Origin of the sequence: Allorhizobium paknamense, from assembly GCF_030815125.1 — a bacterium.
Classification (GTDB): domain Bacteria; phylum Pseudomonadota; class Alphaproteobacteria; order Rhizobiales; family Rhizobiaceae; genus Allorhizobium; species Allorhizobium paknamense.
Map to the genome: position 1 here is coordinate 56,527 of NZ_JAUSWH010000002.1, position 17,406 is coordinate 73,932.

At 60.1% G+C, this 17,406-nt stretch carries 15 protein-coding genes; 7 read left to right on the forward strand and 8 right to left on the reverse strand.

Going from position 1 to position 17,406, the window contains the following annotated elements; genetic code table 11:
* Positions 1 to 114 precede the first annotated feature (114 nt).
* Positions 115 to 345: a hypothetical protein gene (locus QO005_RS03765; protein WP_307156652.1), complete on the reverse strand. Its 231-nt coding sequence runs from the start codon at positions 343 to 345 to the stop codon at positions 115 to 117.
* A 217-nt stretch (positions 346 to 562) separates the two neighbouring features.
* Here QO005_RS03765 and QO005_RS03770 point away from each other — a divergent pair, with 217 nt between their 5' ends.
* On the forward strand, positions 563 to 1,747 hold the full coding sequence (locus QO005_RS03770; RefSeq protein WP_307156653.1) for a YbfB/YjiJ family MFS transporter: 1,185 nt from the start codon (positions 563 to 565) through the stop codon (positions 1,745 to 1,747).
* Positions 1,748 to 1,962: 215 nt separating this feature from the next.
* Positions 1,963 to 3,231, forward strand: a complete 1,269-nt coding sequence (gene sbmA / locus QO005_RS03775; protein ID WP_307156654.1) for a peptide antibiotic transporter SbmA — start codon at positions 1,963 to 1,965, stop codon at positions 3,229 to 3,231.
* A 159-nt stretch (positions 3,232 to 3,390) separates the two neighbouring features.
* Here sbmA and QO005_RS03780 read toward each other — a convergent pair whose 3' ends face one another.
* A complete protein-coding gene (locus QO005_RS03780; RefSeq protein ID WP_307156655.1) occupies positions 3,391 to 4,431 on the reverse strand; it encodes a polysaccharide deacetylase family protein in 1,041 nt (346 codons plus the stop codon).
* A 121-nt stretch (positions 4,432 to 4,552) separates the two neighbouring features.
* Here QO005_RS03780 and QO005_RS03785 point away from each other — a divergent pair, with 121 nt between their 5' ends.
* The 3 genes from QO005_RS03785 to der all read left to right on the forward strand — a co-directional run bounded on the left by QO005_RS03785 (position 4,553) and on the right by der (position 7,429).
* Positions 4,553 to 5,131 (forward strand): NnrU family protein, encoded by a 579-nt coding sequence (locus tag QO005_RS03785; RefSeq protein ID WP_307156656.1) that lies wholly within the window; start codon positions 4,553 to 4,555, stop codon positions 5,129 to 5,131.
* Positions 5,132 to 5,242: 111 nt separating this feature from the next.
* Positions 5,243 to 5,920 carry a tetratricopeptide repeat protein gene (locus QO005_RS03790; RefSeq protein WP_307156657.1) on the forward strand — a complete coding sequence of 226 codons (678 nt, stop codon included), beginning with the start codon at positions 5,243 to 5,245 and terminating at the stop codon, positions 5,918 to 5,920.
* Positions 5,921 to 6,010: 90 nt separating this feature from the next.
* The gene (gene der / locus QO005_RS03795; RefSeq protein ID WP_307156658.1) at positions 6,011 to 7,429 is read left to right on the forward strand and encodes a ribosome biogenesis GTPase Der; all 1,419 of its coding nucleotides are present in this window, start codon (positions 6,011 to 6,013) and stop codon (positions 7,427 to 7,429) included.
* Positions 7,430 to 7,517: 88 nt separating this feature from the next.
* On the opposite strand, the gene QO005_RS03800 is transcribed toward der, so the two are convergent.
* Together QO005_RS03800 and QO005_RS03805 are read right to left on the reverse strand one after the other, a co-directional pair.
* Positions 7,518 to 8,765: an APC family permease gene (locus QO005_RS03800; protein ID WP_307156659.1), complete on the reverse strand. Its 1,248-nt coding sequence runs from the start codon at positions 8,763 to 8,765 to the stop codon at positions 7,518 to 7,520.
* Positions 8,766 to 9,137: 372 nt separating this feature from the next.
* The gene (locus QO005_RS03805) at positions 9,138 to 10,199 is read right to left on the reverse strand and encodes a glycosyltransferase family 4 protein (protein WP_370877999.1); all 1,062 of its coding nucleotides are present in this window, start codon (positions 10,197 to 10,199) and stop codon (positions 9,138 to 9,140) included.
* Between the two features lie 306 nt (positions 10,200 to 10,505).
* Between QO005_RS03805 and bglA the strand changes: the two genes are divergently transcribed.
* Both bglA and QO005_RS03815 read left to right on the forward strand, forming a co-directional pair.
* The gene (bglA, locus tag QO005_RS03810) at positions 10,506 to 12,173 is read left to right on the forward strand and encodes a beta-galactosidase BglA (protein ID WP_307156660.1); all 1,668 of its coding nucleotides are present in this window, start codon (positions 10,506 to 10,508) and stop codon (positions 12,171 to 12,173) included.
* Between the two features lie 169 nt (positions 12,174 to 12,342).
* Positions 12,343 to 14,175, forward strand: a complete 1,833-nt coding sequence (locus QO005_RS03815; protein WP_307156661.1) for a M23 family metallopeptidase — start codon at positions 12,343 to 12,345, stop codon at positions 14,173 to 14,175.
* A 27-nt stretch (positions 14,176 to 14,202) separates the two neighbouring features.
* Here the strand turns inward: QO005_RS03815 and QO005_RS03820 are convergent, their stop codons facing one another.
* The 4 genes from QO005_RS03820 to QO005_RS03835 form a co-directional block, all read right to left on the reverse strand.
* Positions 14,203 to 14,469, reverse strand: coding sequence for a Txe/YoeB family addiction module toxin (locus QO005_RS03820; RefSeq protein WP_307156662.1), 267 nt, complete (start codon positions 14,467 to 14,469; stop codon positions 14,203 to 14,205).
* A 3-nt stretch (positions 14,470 to 14,472) separates the two neighbouring features.
* On the reverse strand, positions 14,473 to 14,736 hold the full coding sequence (locus QO005_RS03825) for a type II toxin-antitoxin system Phd/YefM family antitoxin (protein ID WP_307156663.1): 264 nt from the start codon (positions 14,734 to 14,736) through the stop codon (positions 14,473 to 14,475).
* A gap of 64 nt (positions 14,737 to 14,800) precedes the next feature.
* Entirely contained in the window at positions 14,801 to 16,495 is a 1,695-nt protein-coding gene (ade, locus tag QO005_RS03830) for an adenine deaminase (protein ID WP_307156664.1), read from the reverse strand.
* A gap of 40 nt (positions 16,496 to 16,535) precedes the next feature.
* A complete protein-coding gene (locus QO005_RS03835) occupies positions 16,536 to 17,405 on the reverse strand; it encodes an aldose 1-epimerase family protein (RefSeq protein ID WP_307156665.1) in 870 nt (289 codons plus the stop codon).
* Between the last annotated feature and the right edge of the window lies 1 nt (position 17,406).

Below are 17,406 nucleotides of genomic sequence, written 5' to 3' on the forward strand. Positions count from 1 at the left end.
GGCGGCGGCTTTAGAGCATTTCCAGGAAAAGTGTAGTTGCGGTTTTCCGTCCGGAAATGCGTAAAAACAAAAGCTGAGAGCAAGTCCGGTGAACCCGTGTTTACCGGACTTGCTCTAGCCAGTAAAGCCGACGGCCACGCCCTTTTTCTTGAAATAGGCCTGCATCATCTTGCGGCCCTGACGGTTTGGCTGGGCAAGCTTTGCCGTTTCAAATACGGCTTCCTTCACGCCTTCCCGCGCCATGGCCGCCTTCAGGGCGGCGATGTGCAGGTCGATCTCTTCATTGTTGTTGTTGATCGAGGCGTAGATGTTGTCGATGGCCTGGGCGACGCTGACGTCGGTCATGGTGCACTCCTTGAGTAATGTTCCGGGAATGGCCCGTTGCGACCTTCCCTCAAAAACGTTGGGGGCCTGCCTACAGCATCGGCGACAGGATTCAAATCGGCAAGCACGCGCTGGAGGCCTTTCTGCTTGAAAAACTGTGAGAGACGGGGAAAGTATTGAAGGCTGCGATCATTATTTTTGGTTTGTTCGGCCAGTCTGGCGGTGCCATAAGCCGGTCATGACCATCGCATCCTACCGGCCTGTCAATCTGTCTTTCACGGCCTTTGCCGGGGCGCTGGCCATGGCCGCGGCCATGGGCTTTGGCCGTTTTTCCTTCACGCCAATCCTGCCCGGCATGATGACGGATCTTCATCTGTCCCCTGCCGATGCCGGTCTGATCGCTGCTGCCAATTTCCTGGGCTATCTGACCGGAGCGCTTGTGGCGGGGCAGGGCTGGGCGGCGGGACGTGAAAGGCTGCTGTCCCTCTCGTCGCTTCTGGCAACCAGCCTGCTGCTGGCCGCGATGGCGCTGACGGAGCATGTGGGCCTGTTCATGCTCATCCGCTTTCTGTCCGGTGTGGCCAGCGCTTTCGCCATGATTTTTACCAGTTCCATCGTGCTGGCGCATGCCAGCGCTCACGGAAGTGAACATGCGCAATCCACGCATTTCGGCGGGGTTGGCCTTGGAATTGCGTCTTCGTCCCTTCTGGTCTTTGCCCTGTCGCAATGGCACGGAAACGCTGGTCTTGCCGGTTGGCGGCTGGATTGGCTGGCCGGTGCGGCGCTGACATTTGCCGTTTTTCTGGCCGTCAGCCTGCTTCTGCCCGGGGTGCGTAAAAACGAGGCGCGCAGTGAAAGAGAGCCGCCGCTCGTCTGGAGCCGGCCCTTCCTGCTGCTCTTTGCGTCCTATAGCCTTTTTGGCTTCGGCTATGTCATCACCGCCACCTTTGTCGTCACCATGGCGCGCATGGCCAATGCCGGACCTGTGGCGGAATTTCTGGCCTGGTTTCTGGCGGGCCTGATGGCGGCTGCATCGCTCTTTGTCTGGCGTCCGGTTCTGGGCCAACTGGGGCTTGCGGGCGCCTACAGCCTTGCCCTGCTTCTGGAGGCGCTGGGTGTCTTTGCCTCGGTCGGCCTGCCCGGCATGGCAGCGCCGCTCACGGGTGCAGCCCTTCTCGGCTTTACCTTCATGACCATCACCGCCTATGGCCTGCGCCTTTCCAGAAGCCTTGCGCCGCAAAGCCCGCGCAAGGCGCTCTCCTTCATGACGGCGGGTTTCGGCGTCGGACAAACGGTTGGGCCACTGGTGGCAGGCTGGCTTGCTGCCCTCAGCGGCAGTTTCGCGCTGCCCAGCCTCGTGGCGGGCGCGGTCCTGCTGGTCAGCCTCATTCTGGCCGCAAGCCTGTGGAGAAAGACAGGGTAAGGGCAGGGCCAGCGATGACAATTCGTGAGAGCCTGATCCGACCGGAGTGAAACGAGGATCGATAAGATCATGCTTGAACAATTACACCTTGAAGCGCCGACCTGATTTCATCAGCTCGAAAAGCGCTCCAAGGTCTTGTGAGCGCCATTGCCGCACCGCGGCAACTACCCTAGTTTGCCGACTCACCTGTTGGCCTCATCTCATGGGAAACGCCCGTGTTTCATTCTTTCTTCCCAAAGCCCAAGCTGTTTTTCACGTCGGCGATTGTCTGGGCCTTCGTTGCCGTCTTTGCGTGGTATCTTCTGGTGGAAGGTATAGGCGCACGCCTCGGCTTTTCCAGCGGAGGGCCGGAACCCTATGACCTCAGTTATTTCCTCATGCCGGAAAATCTGTGGTTCTACGGATACTTTGTTTTCTGCCTTGGGGCCTTCGGGTGCGTATGGCACATCGCTGCCCGTGATCATGAGTGGAAGGTCTGGTCTATCTGGGGGTCCATGCTGATCATCGCCGTCACCTATTTCGGTGTGCAGGTCTCCGTGGTCATCAATAATTTTCGCCGGCCTTTCGGGGATCTGCTGCAGAATGCCCTATCGCAAAAGCCTGGCATTACGGTCTGGGACTTCTATAGCCTCCAGATTATCTTCGCGAAGATTGCTTTCCTGAGTATGGCCGTTTCAATTCTCACGGACTTTTTCACGAGCCATTACATCTTCCGTTGGCGCACGGCGATGAACAATTTCTACATGTCCAAATGGGAAAAACTGCGTCACATCGAGGGGGCTTCGCAGCGCGTTCAGGAAGATACGATGCGATTTTCCTCCACGCTCGAGGGGCTGGGCATTACGCTCATCAATTCAGTGATGACGCTGATCGTCTTCCTGCCCATTCTTTTCTCACTGTCCAGCTATGTCTCGGAATTGCCAGTCATTGGCGAAGTGCCGCATGCGCTGTTCTGGCTTGCGATTTTCTGGTCTGCTTTCGGCACAGTCTTGCTTGCAGTGGTTGGTATCAAGCTGCCGGGATTGAATTTTCGCAACCAGCGTGTCGAGGCTGCCTATCGCAAGGAGCTTGTCTATGGGGAGGATCACGCTGACCGTGCCCAGCCAACCACTGTAAAGGAGCTGTTTCGCAACGTGCGGATCAACTACTTCCGGCTCTATTTCCATTACCTTTATTTCAACGTCGCCCGCTATTTCTACATTCAGGCAGATGCCGTGTTTCTGCTGACCATGCTGGTTCCAACGATCGTTGCTGGCAAGATTACCTATGGTATCTATCAGCAGATCGCCACGGCCTTTGGACAGGTCAGTAACTCCTTCCAATACCTGGTGAATTCCTGGACCACGATTATCGAACTGCTTTCCATCCACAAGCGCCTGAAGGCCTTCGAGGCCGCCATTGACGATCAGCCTCTCCCGGAAATCGACCAACGTTATCTGGCGCGGGAAGAGCATGACGGGGAAATCGCGGCGGACAAGCCGTAATACGAAGAGTCATTGAAAATGACTCTTCGTATTCCTTTTTCGAATATCTCAAGCCTCTGACGCAATTGAGATATTCGAAATTTCTTCAAGGCGAGGATGCGTTAGCATCTTCGAGCCTTGGTATAACAGACACATGACGCTGAGGCGGGGTGACCCGCCTCAGCTTTTTCCGGCATCCTGTTTCTTCAACATCTCCACCGCTTGCGAATAGCTCACGCAGGCCACATCCTCGCGCAGGCACACATCCGTCACCAGGCGCTCCATGGCGCGCCAATAGGCGCCGGCATTCATTTCCACGAAATGAAAGCCGAACTGCACCGGGTTTCGCGGGCCATTATATTCCGCCTCGAAGGCGGTCTTGAAGGCCTGATAGGTGCGTTCCTCGTAGTCCGCGGATTTGGAAGGGTTATCGAAACCTGCCGAATGGCGGACGAAGAGGTTGTAATCCATGCCGATGACCCTGCGGTTTTGCGGGCCTTCCGGGATCAGCGGCAGGCCGAAGCGGGTCAGCGCCCCATCCTTTTCCGGCTGCTGCGGCCCCTTGGTGACGAGGCTTGCATCATAGATCAGGCCGGCCTCCTTCTCCGCCTGGGGCAGGGTCTCGCTGGCGGAAAGATAGGGCGCGCGGAAGCCGGGCGGCCCCTTTTCGGCAAAATCTGCCCAGCCGTCGGGCTCCTTGTCGCCAACCCCGTTTTCCTTCCAGGCATTTTTCATTACCGCCCGGAAGGTGGAAAATTCCTGGAGCCAATCGCCCTTCGACCAGTCCTTGCCGTCGAAATGGCCGCAGGCATGGCTGGCAATATCATGCCCTTCCAGATGTGCCGCCCAGATATTCAAAAGCCGTGCGGCGACATCCGCCTCGGTCGGGGCAAAGCCGACATTGGATTTTCCCGCCGCCTGATGCGGGCCCTGATAGGCCTTCGAGGCCGGGCCGCGCGCCATCAGCATGGTGCAGGAGAGGAAATAGGTGAAATGCGCCTTCGACCTTTTGGCAATGTCGCGGCTCTTTTCCCAGAGCCGGTTATCCGCCGCGCCATCGAAGGAGATCAGCAGCAGTTGCGGGTGTTTCGCGCTTGCCTGCGGCTCTTCGGCCAGCGCGGTGAGCGGACTGGCAAAGGTAAGGCAGGCCAGGGCATAGCTTGCGAGAGAACGGCAGAAGGGCAAATCACACCTGAAAATCTGGACATGGAAAGGTATCATGAACCCTGCTGCTGTCATCGAAATGCGGCGAAGCTTTGAGCAGATCCAATTTTGCCCGGCGTGAAGGCTTTCCCAAACCTTTGAATCATTCTATGAAAAAGCGTTCCCGTGGAGGCATCCCATGATCCTTTTTCTGATCGGACTTGTTCTTTTTCTCGGTTTTCATTCCCTTCGTATTTTTGCGCCCGCACATCGCGAGCAAATGGTCAGCCGTTTCGGCGAGCAGGGCTTCAAGATCATCTATTCCGTCCTGTCGGTGCTCACCCTCGTTCTGCTGATTTTCGGCTATGCGCATGCACCGGTCATCAATGTCTGGTTCCCGCCCGCGGGCATGAACCATCTCACCATCACCTTGATGCTCTTTGCCTCGATCTGTCTGTTCGCCAGCCTCATCCCGGCAGGCCATATTGCGGTGAAAACCAAGCATCCGCTGGTGCTGTCGGTGAAGATCTGGGCCTTCGCGCATCTGTTCTCGAATGGCGATCTCGTCTCCATCCTGCTTTTCGTCGGCTTCCTCGCCTGGGGCGTGGTCATGCGCATTTCGCTGAAGCGTCGCGAACGGGCGGGCCTGCCCGTGCTGCGGCCCTTCGTCGCTGGCCGTTATGATCTCTATGCGCTGCTGCTCGGCATCGTCTTCTGGGCGGCGATGATCTTCAAGCTGCATGAACTGCTGATCGGCGTCGCGCCGCTGCCGATGTAAGGCGTATTTGCGGGGAGGGCGGATCAAATCCTGCCTCTCCCCCTTACAATAGCTGAAAAATCGGGTAGAAGGCGGCTCGGATCAAGATAAAGGCAGGCCCGGACCCCGATCATGGCAGAACAGCACAACGACAGTTTCATTCGCGAGGTGAACGAGGAACTCCGTTCCGAGCAGATGAGCCGCGCCTGGCGCCGTTTCGGCCCGGTGATCATCGCTGTCGCCGTTCTGATCGTGCTGGGCACTGCCGGTTACCGCCTTTACGATTACTGGACGGATGATCGCGCCTCGCAATCCGGCGACCGGTTTCTGGCCGCCACCAAGCTTGCCCGTGATGGCAAGACCGATGAGGCGCTCTCCGCGCTCGGCGCTCTGGAAAAGGAAGGCTACGGCGCCTATCCCGTGCTGGCGCGGCTGAGAGCGGCAAGCCTGATTGCGGAAAAGGGTGACGCCAAGGGCGCCATCGATGCCTTCACGGCCATTGGCAAGGACATGAGCGTGCCGCAGGTCATTCGCGATGTCGCGCATATCCGCGCTGGCTGGCTGCTGGTGGACAATGGCACCTATGAGCAGGTGGCGGCTCAGGTGGAAAGCCTGAGTGCGCCTGCCTATGCACTGCGCCAATCGGCCCGCGAGGCGCTGGGCCTTGCCGCCTACAAGGCCGGGCAGATGGAGCGGGCGCGGGAATGGTTCCAGCAGATCACCGAGGATGCCGATGCGCCGCGCAATGTGGCCAATCGCGCCCAGATCATGCTGGACAATATCAACGCCACCACCAAGCCGAATTCCTGAGCCTCTCGCCGGGAATTTCAGATGCAATATTTTTAGGGCGCAAGGCCGCATGCGGCGTTGCGCCTCTGCTGTTATAAACGGAACGACACCATGACCTTCACCGTCGCCATCGTTGGCCGCCCCAATGTCGGCAAGTCCACGCTGTTCAACCGTCTGGTTGGCAAGAAGCTGGCGCTTGTGGACGACACGCCCGGCGTGACGCGCGACCGCCGCCCCGGTGATGCCAAGCTGGTGGATCTGCGCTTCCGCATCATCGACACCGCCGGTCTGGAAGTGGCCGCGCCCGATACGCTGGAAGGCCGCATGCGCGCCCAGACGGAGCTTGCCATCGAGGAGGCCGATCTCTCGCTCTTCGTGGTCGATGCCAAGATGGGCCTGACGCCGGTGGATCAGATGCTGGCCGAAATGCTGCGCAAGAAGGGCAAGCCCGTGGTGCTGGTGGCCAACAAGGCCGAAGCCCGTGGCTCCGACGGCGGCTTTTACGATGCCTTTACGCTCGGCCTTGGCGAACCATGCCCGATTTCCGCCGAGCATGGCCAGGGCATGATCGACCTGCGCGATGCCATCGTCGCGGCCATTGGCGAGGAAAAGGCGTTTCCCGAGCCGGAGGACGAGGCGGAAACCGATGTGGTTCTGGCCCCCACCGATGGCGAGGATGAGGAAGAAGAGCTTCCCTATGACGACAGCAAACCGCTGCGGGTGGCCATCGTTGGCCGCCCCAATGCGGGGAAATCCACGCTGATCAACCGCTTTCTCGGAGAAGACCGCCTGCTGACCGGGCCTGAGGCGGGCATTACCCGCGATTCCATCTCGGTGGAATGGGACTGGCGCGGCCGCACCATCAAGATGTTCGATACGGCGGGCATGCGCCGCAAGGCCAAGGTGGTGGAGAAGCTGGAAAAGCTCTCCGTGGCCGATACGCTGCGGGCCATCCGCTTTGCCGAAACGGTGGTGATCGTCTTCGACGCCACCATTCCCTTCGAAAAGCAGGATTTGCAGATCGTCGATCTGGTGCTGCGCGAAGGCCGTGCGGCGGTGCTGGCCTTCAACAAGTGGGATCTGGTGGAAGAACCGCAGCAGGTTCTGGCCGATCTGCGCGAAAAAAACGAGCGGCTTCTGCCGCAGGCGCGGGGCATTCGCGCCGTGCCGATCTCCGGCCAGACCGGCTACGGTCTAGAGAAGCTGATGCAGAACATCATCGACACTGACCGGGTGTGGAACAAGCGCATCTCCACCGCCCGGCTCAATCGCTGGCTGGAAGGGGTGCAGGTGCAGCATCCGCCACCGGCGGTGTCCGGTCGCCGCCTGAAGCTGAAATATATGACGCAGGTCAAGGCCCGCCCGCCTGCCTTCATGATTTCCTGCACCCGGCCGGATGCCGTACCGGAACATTACCTGCGCTACCTCACCAATGGTTTGCGCCTGGATTTCGACATGCCGGGCGTGCCGATCCGCATTCATCTCAGGGCAACGGAAAACCCGTTCGAACACAAGAAAAAGAAGCGGTAATGATCGAGGCGGGATGGAAATCATCCCGCCTTCTTTCACGCCGGGATTTCCCTTTTTCGTCTTACCCCTTGTTTTCACTCCGGTCGAATTATGCAGTAGACTTTTCCTGAAAATGCTGCAGACCGCCGATCACCCATCCGGCAAGGGTCAAAAGGGCCGGATAAAGCAGCGAAGCCGACTGGAAGACCATCAGGCCCGCCACCACGGCAAGGGTTATCAGCGCCACCAGCCGATCCGCATGGCGCGGGGAGAGCCTGAGCAGCGCCAGCGCGGTGATGCCGTAGAGCAGCAGGAAGTTCTGTCCCGCCAGCGCCAGCATGGCGTTGATGTTCAACAGGCCGAACGCATCGAGCGTCAGCCCGATGAACAACACGAGGCTGGTGATGAGCACGGCGCTGAACGGCGTTCCCTGCGCATTGGTCTTCAGTCTCAGCGGCAGCAGCCCTTCGCGGCTGAGCGAAAATACCAGCCGGGAGACACCCCAGATCGCGCCCATGAGATTGGCGAGAATGATCAGCGCCGCGAGACAGGCCATCAGCAGGCGTCCCATTTCGCCAAAGGCAAGCGCCAGCAGCGAGGCGAAAGAGGCTTCATAGGAGCCGGTGATCGGCACGGCCTGAATGGTAAAGGCCATGGCGAAATAAAGCAGGCAGGCCGCCACAAAGGAAAGCGCCATGGCACGGGGAAAATCCCGCCGGGGATTTTTGAATTCCTCGGAAAGCCCTGCTGCCACTTCCCAGCCGGTAAAGGCGAAGAAGATCATCATGAAGGGATGAAAGAGGGTCTGCAGCGAAAGTTCGGCGGGGGAGGCGATCGTATCAGCCGCGCCGGACCAGTCGATGACCGAAAAGCCGAGCCCCACCAGCCCCAGCAGGCAAAACAGGATGATGGAGGCGATGGCCGAGGAGATGCGTCCGGCCATTTCGGTGGAGGTGAGATGTGAGAGCGCCGCCAGAGCCACCAGCAGAATGGCGTAAAGCGCGGGCCGCCCGCCGATGGCTTCGGCGATGTAATGGCCGCCGGTGAGTGCAATGCCCGGCAGGCCGAAGACGACCGCGCCGAGAAAGATCAGCGAGGCGATGGCATAGGCACGCGGCCCGAAGGCGGTCCGCGCAAAATGGGCAATGCCCCCGGCATCGGGAAAGCGCTGGCCCATCAGCAAAAACACCAGAAGCAGCGGCAGAGCGGCCAGCGCCGCCACGCCCCAGGCCCAGAGCGCCTGATTGCCCGCCTCCTTCACCACCAGCCCCGGCAGCGCCAGCAGGCCCGCCCCGACGACGATATTGAGCATCACCGCCGCGCCACGCAGCGTTGTGAGCGATTTTGACAGCGCCATGGATTAATGTCCGGAAAATAGAGAGTCTTCAACAGAGAGAAAAGCTTCTCTCTTATCGTGTTTGCGTGTTTCCGGACGGAAAACCGGGATCCACTTTTCCTGGAAACACTTTAAGAAGCGATACCAGAACAACCGAAACGTGCCAGAGAAGAAATGGCCCTATCAAAACTATTGTTTTTGAAATCTCGGATTTTGATGGGAGGATAGAGCATCGGACCGAAAAGTGGGAGCCGGTTTTCGGTAAAATCCGATGCGAAAACAGAAAGTAAAGCATCGGTCCGAAAAGTGGGAGCCGGTTTTCGGTAAAATCCTTTGCGAAACAAAAGCTTGGAGCATGTCCGGTAAATCTGTGTTCACCGGACATGCTCCAGTTCAGGCAGGCTTTCTTTGCAGACGCCGCAGGCGCAGCAGGCGTCGCCGTCCTTGCGTCTTGGCCTCGATGACATTGTCGAGAAACTGACGACTGGCCGCCGCCCAGGAAAAGCCTTCCGCCACCTGCCGGGCTTGCTGGCGCGAAGCGGAAAGCGCTTCAAGGCAGGCGATGCGCAAATTCTCGTTCAGCGCGCCCGCCTCGGGCCGGTCCTTCAGAATATCCTTCGGCCCTGTGACCGGATAGGCCGCCACCGGCACGCCGGAAGCCAGCGCCTCCAGAATGGTGTTGCCGAAGGTATCGGTGCGGGAGGGGAAGACGAAGACATCGGCCTCGGCATAGGCCTGCGCCAGTTCGGCTCCGAATTTCACTCCGGTAAACAGCACGTCCGGATAGCGTGCCTGAAGGTCGGCGCGGGCAGGGCCATCGCCCACCACCACCTTGGAGCCCGGCAGATCGAGATCGAGAAAGGCGGGCAGGTTCTTTTCCACCGCCACGCGGCCCACGGTCATGAAGATCGGGCGCGGCAGACCGAAGGGCGTTTCGCTCAGCGGGCGCGGGTGGAACAGTTCTGTGTCGATGCCCCGGCTCCAGAGGCGAAGATTGCGAAGCCCCCGGCCTTCCAGCTCCGCCTTCAGGCTCTCGGTTGCCACCATGCAGGCCCCGCCGGCGCGGTGAAACCAGCGCACATAGGCATAAAGCCAGGAGAGGGGAATGGGTGCGCGCGCCGCCACATATTCGGGAAAGCGGGTGTGATAGCTGGTGGAAAAGGCCATGCCGTTCCTCACGCACCAGCGGCGGGCCAGAAGCCCCAGCGGGCCTTCGGTGGCAATGTGGATGAGTTCCGGGTTGCTGGCGGCGAGCGCCTTGCCGATGGCCCGGGGCGTTGTCAGCGACAGGCGGATTTCCGGATAGGTCGGCATGGGAATGCTGCGAAAGGCCTCCGGCGTGATCATGGTGATCTCCACGCCCATGCGTTCAAGTTCCGCATTGGTGTTTTCAATGGAGCGCACCACGCCATTGACCTGCGGATGCCATGCATCGGTAATGATGGTCAGTCTCATGGCGTAACCCCGATGTTGGAAGGCTAATCCCGACGCTTGCCCACAGCATGTCGCGTTTAATTGCCCTCAATTAAACGATAACGCACATGCGACAAACTAAGAGGTAAAGCATATCGCGGTGAATCTCATTCACTGCGGCATGCTTTAGGGGGCTTATGCGACAGGAACGTAACAGGGCGATGAACGTTGACGCTGTATTTGCCGGAGAAAAGCGCTGTTCAAGCGCCCCGCGATGAGCTCAATTGCATCCGCAGAATCTAACCGCCTAATCCTTTTCTCGAATAGCCATAAAGGTCAGGATCAAACATGGAAAAGACGAAGATCGTTCCACAGCGCCCTTCTTCTGGCAAAACCGATTGGTGGCGGGGGGCCGCGATCTACCAGATCTATCCGCGTTCCTTTCAGGATGTCGATGGCGATGGCATCGGCGATCTGAAGGGCATTACCAAACATCTGCCCTATGTAGCATCGCTTGGCGTGGATGCCATCTGGCTCTCGCCCTTCTTCACCTCGCCGCAGGCCGATATGGGCTATGACGTTGCCGATTACTGCGATGTCGACCCGATGTTCGGCACGCTGGCCGATTTCGATGCGCTGGTGGCGGAGGCGCACCGGCTGGGGCTGAAGGTGATTATCGATCAGGTTCTGTCCCACTCCTCCGACCAGCATCCCTGGTTTATCGAAAGCCGCACCAGCCGCACCAATCCCAAGGCGGACTGGTATGTCTGGGCCGATCCCAAGCCGGATGGCACCGCGCCCAACAACTGGCTTTCGGTCTTCGGCGGTCCGGCCTGGGAATGGGATGGCGTGCGCAAGCAATATTACATGCACAATTTCCTGGCCTCGCAGCCGGATCTCAATTTCCACAATCCGCATGTGCAGGAAGCGCTGCTTAAGGCCGTGCGGTTCTGGCTGGAGCGTGGGGTGGACGGTTTCCGGCTCGATACCGTCAACTACTATTTCCACGACAAGGAATTGCGCAACAATCCGCCGCACCGGCTGCATGATGGCGATGGTGCGGGCCTCGATGCGCCGGATGTAAACCCTTACGGCATGCAGGAACATCTGCACGACAAGACCCAGCCGGAAAATATCGGCTTTCTGCAAAAGCTGCGCGCTCTGCTCGATCAATATGAAGGCCGCACCACCGTTGGCGAGGTGGGAGACGGCGCGCGCTCCCTCAAGACGGTTGCCGCCTATACCACCGGCGGCGATAAGCTGCACATGTGCTATACCTTCGACCTGCTGGGGCCGGAATTTACCCCCCGCCATATTCGCGATTGCGTGACGGCCTTTGCCAGGAGCGTCAAGGATGGCTGGATCTGCTGGGCCTTTTCCAACCATGACGTCAACCGTCATGTCAGCCGCTTTGCGCAAGGGAAGGAGCATCATGCACCGGTGGCAAAGCTCGCCATCAGCATTCTGGCCAGCCTGCGTGGGTCCATCTGCCTTTATCAGGGCGAGGAACTGGGCTTGCCGGAGGCGGATCTCGCCTTTGAAGACCTGCGCGATCCCTATGGCATCCGCTTCTGGCCCTCCTTCAAGGGCCGTGATGGTTGCCGCACGCCCATGCCCTGGGAGAAGGGCAAGAAGCATGGCGGCTTTTCCACCACCAGGCCCTGGCTGCCGGTGCCGGAAGAGCATTTGCCGCTGGCCGTCGATGCGCAGGAAAAGGACAAGGCCTCGGTGCTGGCCCATTACCGCGCAACGCTTGCCTTCCGCAGGGAGCATCCCGCCCTGATCGACGGGGCCATGCATTTCCTGGAGGTTCAGGAGGATGTGCTGGCCTTCCTGCGCGAGGAAAACGGCGAAAAGCTCGTCTTCCTCTTCAACATGCGCCACGGCCCGCAGGAGGTGGCATTGCCGGAGCACCTGACGGTGAAGCAGGTTTTGCCCATGCCGGGCATGCGCGGCCAGTTGGAGGGTGACAGGGTCAGGCTTGAGTCGCTGGATGGATTTTGCGGACGGGTGTAAGCCCGCCGCCCTGCGACCCTTGATATAGGGGGGTGTGGACAACAGCTCACATCGGCGTGAACGCCATGGCGCTTCTCCGTGTCATCGGCCTGCTTGCCACGATCCGGTCCCATTTTTGCCATGTCCACGGGCACATGTCGGCACGTATTCGTGAAGGAGACATGTGTCTATGGTGGTTTTTGAATCGTTGCGGTCTGGGGGGACCGTTGCCGGCAGTTTCGGCACCATTCCCTACAGCCATACGGTTCACCGCTTTTCCCTCGGCAATCACTGGCGTCTGATGGCGGTGCTGGCGGCGCTCAGCGTTGCGCCCGCCTGTCTGCTGATCAAGGGCATGGATGGCAAGCCCGTCAGCGTCCCGGCACGTCCGGCAACGGTCGTTCTGGCCAAGCGGGGCCGGCAGATGGCCCGCAAGCAGCCGCGATTGCGGGTGCCGGTGGCCCTGCAGAAAACCGCAAAGCTGGAGATGATCGAAGACCGGATGGATGGCTCGGTCACCAGCAATACCTATTTCTCGGCCTCGATCGATCTGTCGGACGATGCCGCTCCCAAGGTTGGGGACAAGGCCTCGGACAAGGCTGGGAACATGATTTCTGGGATGACCTCTGAGATGCCGGGGCTGGCTGCCGGCTACGGCAATGCCGCGCCGATCCGGCCCGATCCCTTCACGCTGATTCTGGGTAGCAAGGATCAGCCTCCGGCAAGACCCGGTCAGAAAAGCACGGGCGCGCGCGGCGTGCCGATCAATGTCAGTATTGCCGCCGAAAGCCCGGCGCCTGCGGTGAAGCGGCTGGTGGCGATGCCGCGAAAACAGCAGAACCTCAACGATATCGAAGGCACGCTGTCGATTTCGGATGCGGACTGGGATGCGCTTGGCCATCAGCTCGGCACCGATCACCTTCAGGCGGGCGAGCGGCTGGAAATCATCTATACCGACGGCAATGGCGGCGAGGCCGGCTCGCATATCCTGCTGGCGCGCTACGTGGACAAGGCCGGGCAGGAGCGCCTGATCGCCCGCCAAAGCAACGGGCAATGCCAGGAAATCCGCAACCGCGCCCTGTATGACCGGCTGGTGGCGGAAGCTCTGGCCCGCCATGACGATGAAGCGGTGATCGAGGATGACGCCGAGCCGGTCAAGGCCGCAGCTCTTGCCCGGGCCAAGGCGGATTATCCGCAGGTGATGGCGCGGATGAAGCAACAGGGCGTGCCGCAGGCGGTGGCCCTGCAGGTGGTCGATCTGCTGAAGATCAACGATCTTCATGTGTCGGACGACAATGGCAGCCTCTCCAGCCTGCATGTGGTGTTTCGCAAGACGGAATCCGGTGCCGTCGAACTGGTCTTCCTCAGCGTCGATGACCATGGGGAGGAAAAGCGCTTTTACCGCTACCGCGATCACGATGGACATAAGGCCGAATTCCTGGACGAAAGCGGCCGCTCGGCCTCGAAACCGCTGCTCAGCAATCCGGTGCCGGGCGGCCGCAGCAATGACGGCTTCGGCTGGCGCATGCATCCCATCCTGCACCGCCCGGAATTCCACAATGGTGTCGATTACGATGCGCCCATGGGTGCGCCCATTCTGGCGGCGGGCGATGGCGTGGTGATCAAGATTTCCTCGGAGCCCGGCTATGGTAAATATGTGCGGGTGAAGCATGATTTCAGCTACACCACCACTTACGCGCATATCTCCGGCACGGCCAAAGGTCTGAAAGTGGGAGACCGCGTCACCCAGGGGCAAGTGATCGCCTATATCGGCTCGACCGGCCTTTCGACCGGCCCGCATCTCTATTACGAATTGCGGATGGGCGACAAATATGCCGATCCCACCAAGACCAGGGTCGCCGCTGGCACGGTCTTGCAGGGCGATGCGCTCTCGGCCTTTCACAAGGATATGGAGCGGGTCAACGATATCGCCCGATCCGTGGTGGACGAGGCGAAATCCGTTGCAACGGCGGTGGGCGACGGCATCGGCAATGTCGTGGTGCGACCCGCGAATGGGGGGTAGGGCTGTTTCCTGCCCGATTTCGTTTCCTCAATAGTGATAACGGCACTGCGCTACGATCAGAACCTGATCGGCGTCATTACCCTTGACCGTGTAGACCAGCCGATGCTCCTGGCTGATCCGGCGCGACCAGAAGCCCTTCAACTGACCTTTCAGGGGTTCAGGCTTGCCGATGCCTGAGAATGGGTGGCGTTTGGCATCCTTGAGCAGCGCGTTGATCCGTAAGACAGTTTTCGGATCGGTCTCCTGCCAGAAGCAGTAATCTTCCCAGCCTTCGTCGGTAAAGGCGATCAGCATGGATCAGGCATCGTCCAGATCGGGGAGATTGCGCGGCTGAAAATTGCCTGCCTCAATGGCCTGCCTGGCCTTCAGCAACCGGCTGGCATTGGCGGGGGAGGAAAGGAGATGCAGTGTTTCCACCATGCTCTCATATTCCTCCTTGCTCATCAGCACCGCAGAGGGCTTGTCCCGACGCACGATCTCCACCGCCGAGGCATCCTCATTCACCTTGTCCAGCAGGCCGGCCAGTTCGGCCCGGGCCTTGGAGAAAAACACCGTGTCCATCGCTTATGCCTCGGCTTGTTGACTTGTACAGAATCTAGTACAAGTTATAGCATTTTTCAATCCGTCACCCGATCAGCGCGAATTTGTCGACATCCACCATGCCCTTGTCGGAAATCTTCAGATGCGGGATGACCGGTAGTGGCAGGAAGGCCACTTGCAGGAAAGGTTCTTCCAGCGTCGTGCCCAGCGCATAGGCCGCCTTGCGCAGATGGTGCAGCGTGTCGCGCACCACTTCATAGGGCTCAAGGCTCATCAGGCCCGCCACGGGCAGCGGAATTTCACCCGTCACCTTGCCATCTTCCACCACCACAAAACCGCCCTTGATGTCGGAGAGGCGGTTGGCGGCGATCGCCATATCCTCCTCGCTCACGCCCACCACGCAGATATTGTGGCTGTCATGGCCGACGGTGGAGGCAATCGCGCCCTTTTTCAACCCGAAGCCCTGCACGAAGCCATTGGCGTGGTTGCCATTCTTGCCGTGGCGCTCGATCACGGCGACCTTGATGATGTCGCGGTCGAGATCGACGCTGGTCTGGTTGCCGGAAGAGGGCAGGCGGTAACGGCGGTGCTCAGTGATGATCTTGCCCGGCAGCACGCCGATTACCGGCACTTCGCCTTCGCTGACCGGCACGCCGAAATCGGCGGCCTTGACGATCCGCGCCTTCACACTGTCCAGACCCACCGGGGCCACGGGCTTGCGGGTGGCGAAAAGCGCAGCCGTCACGCGGCGACCGGCGGCAAAAACCATGTCCGCCTTGCAGTTTTTGAGACTGTCCACCACCACCAGATCGGCGCGCCAGCCGGGCGCGATAAGGCCACGGTCGCTGAGGCCGAAGGCGCGGGCAGCGGAAATCGAGGCGGCACGGTAGACCGCAAGCGGCTCCACGCCATGGGCGATGGCCGTTCTAATCATATAATCGAGATGGCCCTGTTCGGCGATGTCCAGCGGGTTGCGGTCATCGGTGCAGAGCGCCAGGAAGGGCGAAAGCCGTTCGGTGAGGATCGGCATCAGCGCGTGCAGATCCTTGGAAACAGAACCCTCGCGCACGAGAATATGCATGCCCTTGCGGATTTTTTCCAGCGCCTCTTCCGCCGTGGTGCATTCATGCTCGGTGCGGATACCGGCGGCGAGATAGCCGTTCAGATCCTTGCCGAGAAGCAACGGCGCGTGACCGTCGATATGGCCGCCCTGAAAGGCCTCGAGCTTGGCCATGCAGGTGGGGTCCTTGTGGATCACGCCGGGAAAATTCATGAATTCGGCAAGGCCGATCACCTTGGGATGGTGGCGGAAGGGCAGGAGCTTTTCGACCGGCAGATCGGCGCCCGCCGTTTCCAGATGGGTGGCGGGCACGCAGGACGAAAGCTGCACCCGGATGTCCATGATGGTTTCAAGGGCGCTATCGAGGAAGAAGCGGATGCCTTCCTCTCCCAGCACATTGGCGATTTCATGCGGGTCGCAGATCACCGTCGTCACGCCATAGGGCAGGACGCAGCGGTCGAATTCATGCGGGGTAACCAGGGAGCTTTCGATGTGCAGATGCGTGTCGATGAAACCCGGCACGACGATGCGGCCGGAAATATCGACGGTCTCCTTGCCCTCATAGGTCCCGCAGGTGCCGATAATGGTGTCGCCGCACAGGGCGATATCGCCTTCCACCAGCTCGCCGGTGACCAGATCGAAAAACCGCCCGCCTTTCAGAACCAGATCGGCGGCTTCCCGCCCCACGCCCTGATCGATGCGGTCTTCCAGTCTGCTCATGCGTCTGCTCCGATTCGTTGCTTCCAGTAAGTTTACTGCATCATGCCTCGATGCTCACCGAAAAGCTGTAGCGGGCGCTTTGATGGGTTTCCAGCGTGCTGGTATAGGGGCGCGAGGCCAGTGCATCGCTGCCGCCCTGTTCCGCCGCCATGCCGTGCCAGGGCTCGATGCAGATGAAGGGTGCGCCCGGCTTTTGCCAGATAGCGAGATTGGGCAGGTTTTCGAAGCTGAAATGCAGCTTCGGCGCACCGGGAGCGCTATAGGTGAGGGCAGAGCCTGCGCCTTCGGGAAAGATCATCGCGTCCTCGGCAAACTGGCTGAAATCCAGCACCAGCTCTCCCGCCTTGAAGGGGGAGGGATGGCGGGTTTCGCCCAGCAGACCGCCTTCCAGCCGCACAAGCTCCGGCTCCGCGCCATTCTTCAGCATGATGCGGTGCGGGCGGCCCTCCGCCCCCGGCAGCGGCCAGAGAAAGGCCGGGTGAAAGCCAATGCCATAGGGCATGGCGCCCTTGCCGCTATTGGTGACGGTGGCGGTCACGGTCAGGCAGTCGTCGCGCAGGCTGTGTTCCAGTTGCAGGCGAAAATCGAAGGGATAGACGGCACGGGTCGTATCATCGGCCAGCAGTTCATGGCGGCAGCTTTGCGCCGTCTGCTCCACCAGCGTGAATTCCCGCCGCCGGGCCAGCCCGTGCTGGGCCATGGCATAGGTCTCGCCATTGATCGTCAGCCGGTCGTTCGGCGCCTTGCCGACAATGGGGAAGAGGATGGGCGAGCGCCCCGTCCACCATTCACTGTCGCCATTCCACAGCAGGGATGCACCATCCTTTGTCACGAGAGATTGCAGCTCGGCGCCCAGGCTGGAAATCTCGGCACTGAGCTTGCTGTTTTCAATCCGGACAATGCTGGGCATG

Bases quoted from the DNA above. Each gene is read 5' to 3' on its own strand.
- QO005_RS03820 (WP_307156662.1), bottom strand. From the start codon at position 14,469: ATGCTGATCGCCTTTACCGACGAAGGCTGGGAAGATTACTGCTTCTGG.
- QO005_RS03780 (WP_307156655.1), bottom strand. From the start codon at position 4,431: ATGATACCTTTCCATGTCCAGATTTTCAGGTGTGATTTGCCCTTCTGC.
- QO005_RS03770 (WP_307156653.1), top strand. From the start codon at position 563: ATGACCATCGCATCCTACCGGCCTGTCAATCTGTCTTTCACGGCCTTT.
- ade (WP_307156664.1), bottom strand. From the start codon at position 16,495: ATGAGCAGACTGGAAGACCGCATCGATCAGGGCGTGGGGCGGGAAGCC.
- QO005_RS03765 (WP_307156652.1), bottom strand. From the start codon at position 345: ATGACCGACGTCAGCGTCGCCCAGGCCATCGACAACATCTACGCCTCG.
- QO005_RS03835 (WP_307156665.1), bottom strand. From the start codon at position 17,405: ATGCCCAGCATTGTCCGGATTGAAAACAGCAAGCTCAGTGCCGAGATT.
- der (WP_307156658.1), top strand. From the start codon at position 6,011: ATGACCTTCACCGTCGCCATCGTTGGCCGCCCCAATGTCGGCAAGTCC.
- QO005_RS03790 (WP_307156657.1), top strand. From the start codon at position 5,243: ATGGCAGAACAGCACAACGACAGTTTCATTCGCGAGGTGAACGAGGAA.
- bglA (WP_307156660.1), top strand. From the start codon at position 10,506: ATGGAAAAGACGAAGATCGTTCCACAGCGCCCTTCTTCTGGCAAAACC.
- QO005_RS03785 (WP_307156656.1), top strand. From the start codon at position 4,553: ATGATCCTTTTTCTGATCGGACTTGTTCTTTTTCTCGGTTTTCATTCC.
- QO005_RS03800 (WP_307156659.1), bottom strand. From the start codon at position 8,765: ATGGCGCTGTCAAAATCGCTCACAACGCTGCGTGGCGCGGCGGTGATG.
- QO005_RS03815 (WP_307156661.1), top strand. From the start codon at position 12,343: ATGGTGGTTTTTGAATCGTTGCGGTCTGGGGGGACCGTTGCCGGCAGT.
- QO005_RS03825 (WP_307156663.1), bottom strand. From the start codon at position 14,736: ATGGACACGGTGTTTTTCTCCAAGGCCCGGGCCGAACTGGCCGGCCTG.
- QO005_RS03805 (WP_370877999.1), bottom strand. From the start codon at position 10,199: ATGAGACTGACCATCATTACCGATGCATGGCATCCGCAGGTCAATGGC.